14 protein-coding genes are annotated in these 13,833 nt (G+C 69.3%); 3 read left to right on the top strand and 11 right to left on the bottom strand.

Annotated features, from left to right (window positions below):
- Window positions 1–11: 11 nt before the first annotated feature.
- From ACN6LB_RS18420 to ACN6LB_RS18395, 6 genes are read right to left on the bottom strand one after another with little or no spacing between them, the layout of a single operon-like run.
- Complete coding sequence (locus ACN6LB_RS18420; protein WP_445026858.1) at window positions 12–815, bottom strand: Tat pathway signal sequence domain protein; 804 nt, start codon at window positions 813–815, stop codon at window positions 12–14.
- A gap of 6 nt (window positions 816–821) precedes the next feature.
- Window positions 822–2,414 carry a glycoside hydrolase family 88 protein gene (locus tag ACN6LB_RS18415; protein WP_445026857.1) on the bottom strand — a complete coding sequence of 531 codons (1,593 nt, stop codon included), beginning with the start codon at window positions 2,412–2,414 and terminating at the stop codon, window positions 822–824.
- Window positions 2,411–3,520: a pyrroloquinoline quinone biosynthesis protein PqqE gene (pqqE, locus tag ACN6LB_RS18410; RefSeq protein WP_445026856.1), complete on the bottom strand. Its 1,110-nt coding sequence runs from the start codon at window positions 3,518–3,520 to the stop codon at window positions 2,411–2,413. Before pqqE ends, ACN6LB_RS18415 begins: the two co-directional genes overlap by 4 nt.
- The gene (gene pqqD, locus ACN6LB_RS18405) at window positions 3,517–3,771 is read right to left on the bottom strand and encodes a pyrroloquinoline quinone biosynthesis peptide chaperone PqqD (RefSeq protein WP_445026855.1); all 255 of its coding nucleotides are present in this window, start codon (window positions 3,769–3,771) and stop codon (window positions 3,517–3,519) included. The genes pqqE and pqqD overlap by 4 nt, the downstream gene beginning before the upstream one ends.
- Entirely contained in the window at window positions 3,768–4,559 is a 792-nt protein-coding gene (pqqC, locus tag ACN6LB_RS18400; RefSeq protein WP_445026854.1) for a pyrroloquinoline-quinone synthase PqqC, read from the bottom strand. Before pqqC ends, pqqD begins: the two co-directional genes overlap by 4 nt.
- 17 nt (window positions 4,560–4,576) lie before the next feature.
- Window positions 4,577–4,720, bottom strand: a complete 144-nt coding sequence (locus tag ACN6LB_RS18395) for a pyrroloquinoline quinone precursor peptide PqqA (protein WP_356138413.1) — start codon at window positions 4,718–4,720, stop codon at window positions 4,577–4,579.
- Between the two features lie 324 nt (window positions 4,721–5,044).
- Here ACN6LB_RS18395 and ACN6LB_RS18390 point away from each other — a divergent pair, with 324 nt between their 5' ends.
- Window positions 5,045–5,836 carry an aldo/keto reductase gene (locus ACN6LB_RS18390; RefSeq protein WP_445026895.1) on the top strand — a complete coding sequence of 264 codons (792 nt, stop codon included), beginning with the start codon at window positions 5,045–5,047 and terminating at the stop codon, window positions 5,834–5,836.
- Here ACN6LB_RS18390 and ACN6LB_RS18385 read toward each other — a convergent pair.
- Window positions 5,775–6,788, bottom strand: coding sequence for a DMT family transporter (locus ACN6LB_RS18385; protein WP_445026853.1), 1,014 nt, complete (start codon window positions 6,786–6,788; stop codon window positions 5,775–5,777). The two genes, ACN6LB_RS18390 and ACN6LB_RS18385, sit on opposite strands and share 62 nt — an antisense overlap.
- 195 nt (window positions 6,789–6,983) lie before the next feature.
- Between ACN6LB_RS18385 and ACN6LB_RS18380 the strand changes: the two genes are divergently transcribed.
- Entirely contained in the window at window positions 6,984–7,691 is a 708-nt protein-coding gene (locus ACN6LB_RS18380; protein ID WP_445026852.1) for a glycoside hydrolase family 75 protein, read from the top strand.
- 63 nt (window positions 7,692–7,754) lie between these two features.
- Here the strand turns inward: ACN6LB_RS18380 and ACN6LB_RS18375 are convergent, their stop codons facing one another.
- On the bottom strand, window positions 7,755–8,456 hold the full coding sequence (locus ACN6LB_RS18375; RefSeq protein WP_445026851.1) for an SDR family oxidoreductase: 702 nt from the start codon (window positions 8,454–8,456) through the stop codon (window positions 7,755–7,757).
- 96 nt (window positions 8,457–8,552) lie between these two features.
- Window positions 8,553–9,446, bottom strand: coding sequence for a class I SAM-dependent methyltransferase (locus ACN6LB_RS18370; RefSeq protein WP_445026850.1), 894 nt, complete (start codon window positions 9,444–9,446; stop codon window positions 8,553–8,555).
- 137 nt (window positions 9,447–9,583) lie between these two features.
- On the opposite strand from ACN6LB_RS18370, the gene ACN6LB_RS18365 reads away from it, so the two are divergent.
- Window positions 9,584–10,354, top strand: a complete 771-nt coding sequence (locus tag ACN6LB_RS18365) for a phytanoyl-CoA dioxygenase family protein (RefSeq protein WP_445026849.1) — start codon at window positions 9,584–9,586, stop codon at window positions 10,352–10,354.
- Window positions 10,355–10,409: 55 nt separating this feature from the next.
- Here ACN6LB_RS18365 and ACN6LB_RS18360 read toward each other — a convergent pair whose 3' ends face one another.
- Together ACN6LB_RS18360 and ACN6LB_RS18355 are read right to left on the bottom strand one after the other, a co-directional pair.
- Complete coding sequence (locus ACN6LB_RS18360; protein ID WP_445026848.1) at window positions 10,410–12,137, bottom strand: glycoside hydrolase family 6 protein; 1,728 nt, start codon at window positions 12,135–12,137, stop codon at window positions 10,410–10,412.
- 77 nt (window positions 12,138–12,214) lie between these two features.
- A complete protein-coding gene (locus ACN6LB_RS18355) occupies window positions 12,215–13,693 on the bottom strand; it encodes a cellulase family glycosylhydrolase (protein ID WP_445026847.1) in 1,479 nt (492 codons plus the stop codon).
- Window positions 13,694–13,833 lie beyond the last annotated feature (140 nt).

Raw genomic sequence — 13,833 nt, 5'->3', positions numbered from 1 at the left:
TCGGCCTCGTCTCACACCAGTTGGTAACCGCGGAGGTTGGTGAGGAGCAAATAGCAGTTCTGCAGGGAGCCCGAGGTGTCACCGAGGGAGCGGTAGATGCCCCACTTCGGCCGCACCCGGTCGCCGAGGAAGGTGTCCACGCCTGACTTCGACTTGTCGATGACGGTCGTGCCGCCGCTCTTGAGGATCCAGCGCACGGAACCCGAGGTGCCGTCGCCGACCTTGATCTGGAAGTCGACGTCCGTCCACTTGTCGTGCAGCGGGTCCAGGCTGGTCCGGCCGATCAGGGTGTCGGAGATCGCGAGCTTCAGCTCGATCGTCTGGGCGCCGTTCACCCTGCGCAGCGACTGCACGACGATCGGCGAACTTCCGGTCCCCGGCTGCTTCATCTGCATGATGTGGGTGAAGCTGGTGGTCGCCTTGAGGGAGCTGGGGATGTACATCGAGTACGTCACCCGCCAGGTCTGGCCCGGCAGCCACTTCAGGTAGTTCGAGCTGCTGGTGCGCAGGCCCGTGACCTCCTGGCGTTGCCGGTCGGTCATGGTGTCGCGGTCCACCGTGTGCATGTTGAACCGCCAGTTGTCGCCCTCCGGGTGGATGTGCGGGTGCCCGGCGGGGTGCGAGTCGGCGCGGTCGTCCTCGATCGTCTCGAAGGCGCCGAGCCCGTTGCCGCTCGCCGTCGGCGACCACTTCAGCTGCCAGCTCGCCGCATGCGCGGGGCTCTGCAGCCCTGCGGCGGCCGCGGTCCCGGCGAGTGCGGCGCCGATCACCTTCCGACGGGAGGGCCCTTCGTACGGCCCGTGCAGTGCGCTCATCTTCCCTCACCTCGCCCGGAGTTGTTCGTTCATGATCAGGAAGGCGCCCAGACCGTGGAGGTCGTTGGTCGCCCTGGTGCGGCCCACGTAGTAGGCGTAGTCGCCGACGTTCGTGCCGATGGAGATGTCCGTGAGGTTGGTGCGGCCGTCCTGACCGAGGGAGATCCGCGCAAGGACGCCCTGGTAGCCGCGCTGGGCGACGGTCGCGTAGTGCGCGTCGAGATAGCCCTTCTGGGCTCCGCGCGAGAGGGCGTACGTGAACATGCTGGAGCAGGATGTCTCGGTCCAGTTGTCACCGCGGTCGCCCTTGTCCATGACCTGGAACCAGCGTCCGGTGGCCGGGTCCTGGTAGCGCTCCAGGCCCACGGCCAGCTTCTTCAGGAGGGCCACAAGGGCGGCGCGGCGGGGATGCGAACTCGGCAATGCGTCCAGGACGTTGACGATCGCCATCGAGTACCAGCCGACGGCCCGGCACCAGTGCTCGGGCGCCAGACCGGTGCCCGGGTCGGACCAGCTCGCGGTGCGCGACTCGTCGTAGGCATGCTTCAACAGGCCGTTCCCGACCTGGAGATGGCTGCCGTAGACGTAGAGCTGCTTGGCCGCTTCGTCGTCGGCGTACGTCGCGTCGCCGAACTCCCTGCCGTACTCGACGAGGAACGGGTTCACCATGTAGACGCCGTCCGCCCAGAGTTGGTGGGCACGGCTGTCGGAGTCGGCGTGCCAGAAGCCGCCGTCCGAGGTGCGCGGGTAGGTGTCGAGTCGGTCGCGGATCTTCTTGGCCGCGATGCGGTAGCGGTCCTGGCCCGTCTCGTGGTGCAGGATCGTCAGCAGCCGTCCGGCCTGCATGCTGTCGAGGTTGTTGAAGCTCTGGCCGATCGCGCCGTCACTCGCCACGAAACGGTCGACGTAGCTCTTGATGTACGAGAGGTAGCGCGGGTCGTGGGTGCGCTGGTACGTGAGGTACTGGCCGTAGAGATACAGGCCGACGGGGTACGACCAGCCGCCGATCGTGGTCGGCGAGTAGCGTGCCGTCGTCGACTCGATCATCGACACCGACCAGTCCTCGGCGGGCGCGGGCTGCCCCACGCTCAGCGAGTCGAGGTTGGGGCCGCCGTTCGCGGTGACGGCGGTGGCCCGGACGGTGTTGGCGCCCTGCCGGAGCGCCGCGTCGACGGTCCGGGTCTCCCAGCCGGTCCAGGAGCCGTTGCCCGGGAAGGAGAGGTGATCGGCGACGACGACGCCGTTGACGGTGATGTCCATCGGCCGGTCGGTGGTGGTGCCGTTGGCGAACCGGAGGGCGAGGGGTTGGGTGCCCTGCTGGTCGGCGGTGACCGTGAACTCGACGTATCCCCCCGGGGTGTTGTCGTAGTCGACGAAGCCGGTGCCGGTGAAGCCGGGGTGATCGGCGGCGACCGTGCCATGGCTGATCGTGGCGCTCTCGGCCTCGAACGGAGGGATGGCTGCCTGAGGTGCGACCGGAGCGGTGGCGATCTGCCCGGTGGTGACAGGAGCGGCGGCGGCCGGGACGGCCGCGGGGACGGCGATCAGGCTTGCGACGGCGAGCGCGGCCGCCGCCGGCAGCACATGTGGACGTCTCATGTTCCTCCTCCGCGGTATTCGCGATAGGCGTAGGTGGGGGCATCGGCACGGCCAGGGGTGCGGTCAGGCGTGCCGGGCGTGTCGACAAGGGCACGGACCAGCGGATGGTCGGGGGCGTGACGGCAGGCCGGGTCGGGACGGGTCGCGTCGCCGGTGAGCGCATGGGCCTGGCAGCGGCAGCCGCCGAAGTCGGTGGTGCGAAGGGCGCAGGTACGGCAGGGGGCCTGCATCCAGGCCTCGCCGCGATAGGCGTTGAAGGCGTGCGAGGCGTGCCAGATCCAGGCGAGCGGGTGATCGCGCACGTTCGGTGCGTCGAGGTCCGGGAGGACGGCCGCGGCCGGACACGGCAGGACCGTGCCGTCCGGGGCCACCGTGAGCGAGACCGCACCCCAGCCGCCCATGCAGGGTTTCGCGGTGCCGTCGAGGTAGTCGGGGGCGACCCAGACCAACTCCAGTTCCCCCGCGAGGCGTTCACGCCACCGGGCGAGTGCTTCGCGGGCCCGTTCGGTCTGCTCGCGGCTCGGCAGCAGGGCGGCGCGGTTGCGCAGCGCCCAGCCGTAGAACTGCGTGTGGGCGAGCTCGATCCGGTCGGCGCCCCAGGCAAGGGCGAGCGTGATCAGGTCGTCGAGCGCGTCGATGTTGGCGCGGTGCAGTACGACGTTCAGTCCGAGCGGGAGCCCGGCCTCGCTCACCAGCCGGGCGGCGCGCTTCTTGGCCGTGAACGAGCGTGCGCCCGCGATGAGTTCGGCGGCGGTCGGCTCGGCGTGCTGCACGGAGAGCTGGACGCAGCGCAGGCCGGCGTCGACGAGGTCGCCCAGGCGCCGTTCGTGCAGTCCGACACCGCTGGTGACCAGCTGGGTGTAGAGGCCGGCCGAGTCCGCTGCCGCGACGATGTCGGTGAGGTCGCGCCTCAGGAGCGGTTCACCGCCAGAGAGGTGTGTTTGCACGACGCCCAGGTCGGCGGCCTGTTGCAGCACATCGACCCATTGTCCGGTGTTCAGCTCTTCTGACCGACTGATCAGTTCGATGGGGTTGGAGCAGTAGGCGCAGCGCAGTGGGCAGCCGTGGGTGAGTTCGGCGAGCAGCGCCCAGGGCGGATCGGTCACCTGAGCCAGCCCTCCCTTCGTAAGGCCGAGAGAAATCCGGGGACTTCACGGGCGACGGGGGCGCCGGGAAACCGCGCACCGAGCTCGGCGACGATCTCGGGCACCGCACGACGGCCGTCACAGAGCCGGACGACGTTGCCCGCGTCGCCCCGTAGGACGACCACCCGCTCGGGCAGGAGCAGCAGGTCGATGTCACGGACCCGGTCATGACGGAGCATCACCGAGCGCGCCAGTACGGGTCGCCAGGTCATGACGCTCCTCGTTCCGGCGCATCCGGAAAGCGGCGCTCCGACGCCTCCAGAGGCGCGCGCTGCGACGCGTCCGGCGCCCCCCGCTCCACCGCGTCCAGCAGCGACCAGAGCACGTCGCACTTGAAGGTCAGCGCGGCCACCGCCCGCTCCTGCCGTTCGCGGGTGCGGGCCCAGGTCCGTACGAGCGCGAGGGCTTCCTCGCTGTCGCGGCCGCCCTGTCCGATCCGGGTCCGGAAGTACGCGAGCCCCTCGGCCTCGATCCACGGGTAGTGGCGTTCGAAGGCGGCGATGCGGGTGCGCATCAGGCCCGGTGCCGACAGTTCGGTCAGGGACGCGGCGACCGCGTCGAGTGCCGGACGGACCCGGCAGAAGTTGACGTATCCCTCGACCGCGAGCCGCACGCCCGGCAGCACCCGGGAGGCGTCCCGCAGTTCGGGTCGGCCGAGGCCGGCGGCTTCGCCCAGCCGCAGCCAGCGTTCGATGCCGCCTTCCCCCTCCCGCGTCCCGTCGTGATCCCGGATGCGGCGCAGCCATGACCTGCGCAGTGCGGGATCGTCGAACTTGGCGAGGATCAGGGCGTCCTTGACGGGGATGTGGCGCTGGTAGTGGAAGCGGTTGGCGATCCAGCGGCGCAGCTCGGCGGGGGTCAACTCGCCTTGGTGCATGCGGATGTTGAAGGGATGCCGGTCGTGGTAGCGCTCCTCGGCGACGGCGCGCAGCCGCTCGGTGAACTCATCGGTTCCCCAAGGGGCCGCGGCGCCGTCGCCGCGCACGGAAGTCGCGGTCACGGTGTACTCACCGAGGGTTAGGCGCGGTCGCCGAGGGCGTAGGCGGTGACCTCCAGGGCGGTCTCGACGACCAGATACCCCGGGGTCTCCCAGCCTCTTTCCTCCGATGTTTCCCGAATGGCCCGTTCCACGTAAGGGAGCTCGGGGATCGTTTCGTTCATGTGCGCATACCCGCTTTCCTGAGGGGTGGGGGGTGGGGAGCCCAGGCAGGTGCTGGCGTTCACATGCATGCATTGCGTTCATCGACACGTTCGACGATGCGATACAGAGTCTCCGCATGACGAGACCCGGTCAATGGTCCGGACCGAATAAGGTCGGATCCTTTTCTGGCCAATCTGTGAAGGTGCTGTGAGTCGGCGGACGAAAGCGACGTCAGGAATGCATCACGGCCCGTGATCGTTGACGATGGGAGTACCACCCGACGACTGAAGGATCGAGAGCTCGTGAGCAAGGTCCCCCCGATCATCCTGAACAACGGCGTCGAGATGCCCCAGCTGGGCTTCGGTGTCTGGCAGGTGCCGGACGGCGAGGCGGAGCGGGCCGTCGCCACCGCGCTGGAGGCCGGGTACCGCAGCATCGACACAGCGGCGATCTACGGCAACGAAGAGGGCACCGGAAAGGCGATCGCCACCTCCGGCGTGGCCCGCGAGGACCTCTTCGTCACCACCAAGCTCTGGAACAACGACCAGGGGTACGACAGCACCCTGCGCGCCTTCGACGCGTCCCTGGACAAGCTCGGCCTGGAGTACGTGGATCTGTACCTGATCCACTGGCCGGTGCCTGCCCGTGGCACGTTCGTCGACTCGTACAAGGCCTTCGAGAAGATCCACGCGGACGGCCGCGCCAAGGCCGTCGGAGTCTCCAACTTCCATCCGGAGCACCTGCGAACGCTGCTCGACGAGACGTCCGTCGTCCCCGCCGTCAACCAGATCGAGCTGCACCCGCACCTCCAGCAGCAGGCCGCACGGGAGTTCCACGCGGAGCACGGCATCGCCACCGAGGCCTGGTCCCCGCTGGGCTCGGGCAAGGGCCTCCTGGAGGTCCCGGCGATCGTCGCCATCGCCCAGAAGCACGGCCGGACGCCGGCCCAGATCGTGCTGCGCTGGCACCTGCAGCTCGGCAACGTGGTGATCCCCAAGTCCGTGACCCCCTCGCGGATCAAGGAGAACATCGACGTCTTCGACTTCAGCCTGGACGCCGAGGACATCGCGGCGATCAGCGCCCTGAACGAGGGCCGGCGCCTGGGTCCCGACCCGGCGACGTTCGGTACGCACTGACGGACCGGGTGCCGCGCTCCGGTTCCCGCCGGGGCGCGGCACGCACCGTGCGGTAGGCGCTGACGAGGATCAGCACGCATCCGAGCCACTGAGCAGGGCCCGGCCGTTCACCGAGGACCAGGGCGCCGAGCCCGACCGCGCCCACCGGCGTGAGCAGCAGCAGAACGGCGCCGACGTGGCTCGACAGCCTGGGCGAGTACACGGCCACCATCAGCCATCCGATCACCCCGCTGGTCAGGGCCGCGAGCGCGAGCCAGGCGAGGGCGTGCCAGGAGGGCGCGAGGTCGAGGACGCCCCAGACCGCGCCGAACAGCGCGGAGAAGACCGCGGAGGCGAACACCACCACCGTGTAGGCCGCGCGAATGTGCCCCCGGAACCCGCCGCGGCGCAACAGGAACAGGAACCCGGAGTAGCACAGGGCCGCGAGGATGGCGTGGATCATGCCCGCGGCGGGGTCGCTGCCGCCGACACCGCTGTCCACCAGTCCGCCGGTGAGGACGACCCCCACCACCATGACGGGCAGCCGGAGCAGGAAGCGGCGTGCCACCCGCTCGCCGTCCACGGCCCAGGCAAGCAGGGGCACCAGGGCCACCTGCACATTGACCAGCACGGTGGACAGACCCGCGCCGACCTCGGCGATCGCCCGCGTCCACAGGACCATGTCCCCCGCGAACAGCGCCCCGCAGACGATGCCGTAGCCCACCTGGCGGCGCGACGGGAGCCCCTCGCGACGGTACTCGGGAACGACGAGAAGCAGCAGGAGCGGAAGCGCGAGCAGACAGCGGTAGACCGACGCCGTACCGGCTTCCGTGCCCGAGAGATCGAGGCAGACGGGCGACACGGAGAGCGCCACCGCTGCCGTCCCCTGCCCCCAACGCGGCCCGTGCGGCAGCAGGTCGAAGGCACGGCTCGACGCCCGGGCGGTCACCGTCGTCGTGGCGGGACGCGGCACGGGGCACTCCCCTCGACATGGATCGGAGCCAAGATCCAGCCGAGTACCCGCGCATCGGTCACGCAACCGCAAGGTCAACTCTTCGGAACCGGGGAGCAAGGAAAGTGAAGCGAGGGCTTGACGCGGTCATGCGAACAGGGCCACATTGTGCGGCAACCCGGTAAGGAAAGTTTCCTAACAGAAGGGTCCCCCACAGTGCGCATTCGAACACTGACCCTCGCGGCGGCCGCCGGAGCCGCCCTCCTCGTCACCGCGGCGCTCCCGGCCGGCGCGTCGGGCACCTCCTCGAAGACCGTCAACCCCCGTTCCGCGCAAGAGGGTTCGGTCAGCGCGGCCGACCTGCTCGCCAAGGTGACGTCCTGTTCGCAGATATCGAACGGCAAGTACCGGACCGACGACGAGACCTCGGCCACCGTTCCCGTGTGCGGCAAGAACGGCGCGGTGTTCTGGAAGGCCGACATGGACGTCGACTGCGACGGACAGGTCACCGGCAAGTGCAACGGCGACACCGACCCCTGGTTCCAGGACGACACCGCCTTCCACCAGTCCGACGGCAAGCCGTTGCGCGCGGACTCGCTGCCGTACGTCGTCGTGCCCAGCTCCAGCAGCATCTGGAAGTACTCGAGCTCCGGCATCAAGGGCGGTGGCGTGGTCGCCGTCATCTACAACAACAAGGTCGAGTACGCGGTGGTCGGTGACACAGGTCCCACGAAGATCATCGGCGAGGCCTCGTACGCCACGGCCAAGTCCCTGGGGATCGACCCGGACCCGGAGACGGGCGGTACGGACTCCGGCGTGACCTACATCCTGTTCAAGAACTCGCAGGTCTCGCCGATCGAGAGCCACAGCAAGGCCGTGTCGCTGGGCGACTCGCTGGCCAAACAGTTCATCCAGAACAACTGAGCGCCGCAGGGGATTCGGCGCGGCGCTGGTCCGATGCCGCGCCGAACTCCTGCACCGGGCAGCCTAGTTGGGCTGCCCGATAGGCCGAACGGTCACGCTGTTGATGTCGACTCCGGCCGGCTGGCGAATGGCCCAGACAATGGACTCGGCGAGCTGGTCGGCGGTGAGCAGGTGCCCGGGCGGGAGGCTGCCGTAGCTGTCCCAGAACGGGGTCTCCACACGCCCGGGCGACACCAGGGTCACACCGACCCCGAACTCGGTGACCTCGCGCCGTGCGTTCTCGGCGAGCCCGGTCACGGCCCACTTGGTCGCCCCGTAGAGATTGCCCGGAGTGAAGACGTGCCCCGCGACACTGCCGATCAGCACGATCCGCCCCTTGGTCTCCTTCAGTGCCTCGATGGACGCCCTGATGAGAAGCGCCGGCCCCAGCACGTTGGTCAGCACCATGTCCGGCCATCCGGCGGGGTCGCCGGCGGCGACGGTGTCGTGCGTGGCGAAGCCTGCGTTGGCGACGACGGTGTCGAGCCGCCCGAACTCCTTCACGGTCGCGTCCACCGCGGCCTGCACCTGGTCGTACTCGGCGGCGTTGCCGACGAGCGTCAACAATTCCTCGGGGCGGCCCAGTTCCTCGGCGAAGGCGCGCAGCCGCTCCTCCCCGCGCCCGGTGACGGCCACCCGGTGACCCGCGTCGAGCAGACGCCGGGCCACCGCCGCCCCGATTCCGCTGCCGCCGCCGGTGATGAGCGCGACGCGAGAGTCGCTCATGACTACCCCCAAGTGTTAGGTGAACGCCAGGAGTTCATCACTTGGAGCGCTCTCGAAGTCAACCACCCGGGCAGCCCGCAGCGGCTCCGCCGCGGGTCACTCGGGCTTCTCCGCCGTGTACACCGTCTGCGCCGTCAGCACGAACACGTCGGGGCGGTGGTGCACGCTCGCCTTGTCGTCCGGGTCGAGCAGCCGGTCGAGAGTGGCGACGTCGTCGGCGTCGAGGGCCTCGGCGAGGGAGTCGCGCAGGCGCCCGAGGTAGGACACCAGGTAGGCGCGGGCCTCGTCCGAGAGGGGCGCCGGCAGGTCGAGCAGGAAGGAGCGGGTCCCGGTGTGGCGCAGGCCCGCCGAGGTCAGCAGTGCCGGCCAGTCCTCGATCTCGGCGACCACCCCGGGCAGCGCGGCCCGCATCTCGTTGAACCACATGTCCTCGGCCGCGCCGATGCGGGACTGCAGGCCCGGACGCCCGATGCCGATGTCGCGCGGAAGGAAGCGTGTGGGCAGGCCGCCCTCCAGGAGCGCGAGGGTGCCGCCCGGGGCCAGGCGCTGCGCGAACGCGACGAGGGCTGCCCGCTGGTCGCCGAGGTGGTGCAGGCTCCTGCTCGCCCACAACAGGTCGACGGGGTACTCCAAGTCGGCGAGCCCGGCCGGGAGTTCGGCTTCCAGGGTGCTGAAACGGTCGGCAACCCCGAGCCGGTCCGCGCGCTCCGTGGCCCGCTCCAGAAGGGGCCCCGAGGCGTCGGCGGCGACGACCCGCGCGCCCGGGAACGCGTCGGCGAGGGCGCAGGACACGACGCCGGGCCCGCTGCCGGCGTCGACGATCAGGCCCGGCTCCGGCTGGTGGGTGCGCAGCCAGGCCGTGACCTGCGCCTGCATCGGCGCGAACAGCTCCGCCTGTGCCTCCAGGAGCGGAGCCATCACGGCCCAGTCGACGTCGGCGTGATCGTGGGAGCGCGCGTGGTTGTGCTGGTTGTCGTGGTGGTGTGCCATGTCTGCGAGCCTCTCGTCCGGGTCGCTGACAGAGTGCGCCGCCGCACCGGGGAACGGCCACTTCTGTTGCCGGGACGGCAAAACGGGTGACCCGAAATTGAGGTGCGACCGCGCGGGCGGTGTCTCAGGATGGCCCGATGGACGACGACGTGGTGGAGCGGTTCCTCGAGGACGGGTTCGTCAGGATCGAGGGCGCCTTCCCGCCGCGCGTCGCCGCGGACTGCGCCCGGCTGCTGTGGCGGGAGACGGGGTACGACCCCGAGGACCCCGGCACCTGGAAGGACCCGGTTTACCGGGTGCCCGGCATGGCACAGGGCCCGTTCGCCGCCGCGGCCAACTCCCCTGTGCTGCATGAGGCGTTCGACCTGCTGGTGGGCGAGGGCCGCTGGGAGCCGCGGTACTCCCTCGGCACGTTTCCGCTGCGCTTCCCGCACGAGGAGGAGCCGGACGACGCGGGCTGGCACATCGAGGGAAGCTATCTGCCGCCCGGCGCCACCTGGTACTTCACGAACCTCCGGTCGAAGGAGCGCGCCCTGCTCATGCTGTTCCTCTTCAGCGAGGTGGGCCCCGAGGACGCCCCGACCCGCATCCGGGTGGGCTCGCACCTGGACGTGCCACCGCTTCTGGAGCCCTACGGCGAGGACGGTGTCTCGGGGCTGGACATCGCTCCCCGGCTGGTCGAGGCCTCGGCCCACCGGCCGCTCGCGTACGCCACCGGCCGGCCCGGCGACGTGTACCTCTGCCACCCGTTTCTGGTGCACGCCGCCCAGCCGCACCACGGGACGCGGCCGCGGTTCATGGCGCAGCCGCCGCTGCTCCCGGCGGTGCCCTACGAGCTGGAGCGGTCCGACGGGGACTACTCGGCGGTGGAGTTCGCGATCCGCCGGGGTCTGGCCCAGAAGGCCTGACCCCGGCGGATCACTTCACGGGTTCACTTCATCGGTGACAGCGCACCGCAGCGCACTACAGCGCCGGGTACGCGTTCTTCATGAGCTCCTGGAACTGGGCGGAGAACCAGTGCCCGGAGAGCGGAGCGTTGGGCAGCGCCCCGGACATGCTGTTGCCGTTGCGGGGGTTGCCCGTGTACGTCGGGTCGCACATCCGGTCGAAGCCCTTGCCCTCGTCGTTCGAGATGGCCGAGCTGGAGCCGTCGGACTCACCCGGGGGCTTCATCCACACGTACGCGTCGATGCCCGCCGCGGGTGCGGCCTGCGGACGCTCACCGAGGCCCGCCCCGGACTGGTTGCACCAGTTGCCGACGTGGATACGGCGGTCGTAGCGGCCGCCGTTGACGTAGGTGTCCACGCTGGTCGTGGCTCCGGGGCCGGTGGGCCGTGCGGTGCCGCCCCAGCCGTTGCGGGAGGTGTCGATCAGCATGCCGATGCCGGAGTTGAAGCCGACCGAGACGAGCTGGTTGCGGAAGGCCTGGGCGTACGACAGCTCGTCGACGTAGCGGTTCCAGTCGACCCACTTGGACTCGCGGACGGACTTGCCCGCCACCGAGTCGTTGATGGTGAAGTTGTTCTCCTTCAGGGCGCTGTAGTTGGCGGTGTTGGTGATGAAGCCGTGCACGTCGTTCACGGTCGCGCCCTCGGCGGTGGCCGCCTGCTTCATGATGGTCGCGGAGGGGCCGAAGTTGTCGTCCCAGCCCAGCCAGCCGTGGTGTCCGGCGTCGATGTAGTTGTAGACGTTGGGAATCGCGCCGAGCTTGTGCAGCGCGTAGCCGACGCCCTTCACGTAGTTGCCGTTGGCGAGCATCGTGTCGCACGCCGGGGTGGCGGTGGCCTTGCCCCCGGTGTTGGTGACGAGGTTCGGCAGCGAGTCGATCTCGACGGTGGTGACGATCCGCAGACCCGCGTACTTGGAGTCGGCGAGGATCGCCGCGATCGGGTCGATGAACTGCGTCTTGTACTTGTCGATCTCCGTCGGGCCGAGCTCACCGTTGGAGGCGAGGGCCGAGCAGTCACGTCCGGGCAGGTCGTAGATGACCAGCTGGACGACCTCTGCGTTGCTGCCCTTCTGGGCGAGGGCCGCGTCGAGGTGGGCGCGCAGACCCATGCTGCTGCTCGTGCCGTTGATGGCGGCGATGCGGTCGAGCCAGACACCGGTCGGCTGGCTGGAGATGCGGCTGCCGCCGGTCTCGGCGTCGGCGTGCGCCTTCCACTCGGGGTTCACGTACACCTTGGCGCCGGCGTACGGGTTGTCGACCTTGGTTCCGGTGGGCGGGTCCGTGGGGGGATCGGTCGGAGGATCGGTGGGACCGCCGCCGTCCACGTTGCAGGTCACGCCGTCCAGGGTGAAGGTCGTCGGCACCGCGTTGGTACCGCTGTAGGAGCCGTTGAACCCGAAGCTGACCGAACCGCCGCTCGCCAGCGAGCCGTTGTAGGTCTCATTGGCCGCGGTGACGGCCGTACCGCTCTGAGTGATCTTCGCGTTCCAGCCGGAGGTGACCTTCTGGTTTCCGGCGTAGGACCACTTCACCGCCCAACTGCTCTTGGCAGCACTGTTGTTGGTCACGGTGACGGCGGTGGTGAAGCCGGTGTCCCACTGGTTCTGCACCTTGTAGTCCACGGTGCAGGCGGGGGCCGCTGCCACCCCGGCGTCCGAGGGCGCGACGACGGCGGCCGCGGTCCCGGAGGCCCCGGCGACCAGCGCCAAGGCAGCGAGTATCGCTGTTCTGGTACGACTCATGAGTGCGGGTTTCCTTGTCCTTTGCGGGAGTTGTCCTTTGCGAGTGGTGCCCTTGCGGGAGTTGCCTGGTGCGGGAGTTATCCGTTGAGGGCGCGCAGACGGTCACGCAGCCCGATGCCGTACGACGTGGGAGTGCCGTCGTAGTTCGAGATCAGGGACGGCCCGGAGGAGCAGTCCCAGGTGTTCCACGTCCAGCCGAGGTAGGAGAGGCCCCGGTCGTCGAACCACTTCATGACGGTGTCGACGAAGGCGTGGGAGCAGGTGTTCTCCCCGATCTCCCCGGCCACGAGCGGCACTTGGGCGGCCACCGGGGAGAGCGTCGAGTTCCAGCAGCTCTCGCTGGAGCAGGTGTTGAAGTTGTAGACGTGGTAGGCGGCGGCGAGATTGCCCGTCGGATCACTGGGCTTGTACGTCAGCCACTGGCTCAGGTCGTTGGAGTACGCGAGCCCGCCGGCAAGGACGACGTTCTTGGCGCCGGTGCCGCGTACCGCGTCGACCAGGTCCTGCATACCGGCGACCTCGTAGGAGATGCCGGGACAGGTCCCGCCGTCCCGCCAGCACTGCCACGCCTGGGTGGTCGTGGAGGTTGCCCGGTCCGGATAGGGCTCGTTGAACAGGTCGAACGCGACGGCCGGGTCACTCTTGAAGGTGCCGGCGACCGAGGACCAGAACGACGGACTGTACTGCGCGTCCGGCATCGGCTTCTGGCAGGTGGCGTGCACGTCGGAGCAGCCCGCCGAGTTGCCGGTGTACTGGCCGTAGGACCAGTGCAGTTCGACGATCGGCGTCATGCCGTGCGCCTCGACCTTCGCCACCAGGTCCTTGACGGCGGCGATGTAGTTGGCGCCCGCGTACTCGGGCTTGATGTTGGACAGCCCGAGCCAGCACTCCTCGTTCAGCGGGATGCGGACCGTGTTGGCCTTCCAGTCGGCGATCGCCTTGACGGCGGCGTCGTCGACCGGTCCGTCCCAGATGCCGCGGCCCTGGACGCACATGAACTCGCCGCCGGAGCGGTTGACGCCGAGCAGGCGCCGACCGGCCCCGTTCGCGTCGACGAGCTTGTTCCCCGACACGTGCAGGGCCGGCGCCTTGCCGTCCGCCGGAGGATCGCTCGGCGGGGGCGTCGGTGACGGATCCGCGTCCACGTTGCAGGTGGTGCCGTTGAGCTTGAAGGAGGTCGGTGCCGTGTTGCTCCCCGACCAGGACGCGATGAATCCCGCGCTGACGGCGGCGCCCGTGCCCAGCGAGCCGTTCCAGCTCTCGTTGGACGCGGTGACGGTCGAACCGGACTGGGACCACTTGGCGTTCCAGCCCTGACTGACCTTCTGTCCGTCGGCGAAGCCGAAGGTCAGACTCCAACTGCTCAGCGCCGCCGTGTTGTTGGTGATCTTCACGGCGCCCTGGAAGCCGGTGCCCCACTGGCCGGTGACGGAGTACTCCACCGTGCACGCGGGTTCGGCCCCTGAAGCCGTGACAACCGGAGCAACCGCTGTGCCCACCAGGGCAGTCGCGGCGGCGCCGACAGTTAAGAAAAGTAAACGCGGGGGGTGTCGCATGAGCGACTCCTCACAGATCTGGCGCGTCGTGACGGACGCGTCGACTGATGGAATCGCTCCCACTGGTGCGAAGGAACGTAGCGCCAAGTGACAGTAAAGGACAGAGGAGTCGCTCGACTTTTCCTCGACACCTTCGTCGA

This window comes from Streptomyces sp. SAS_270, from assembly GCF_052543295.1.
This window is presented reverse-complemented; position numbering and strand designations above follow the sequence as displayed.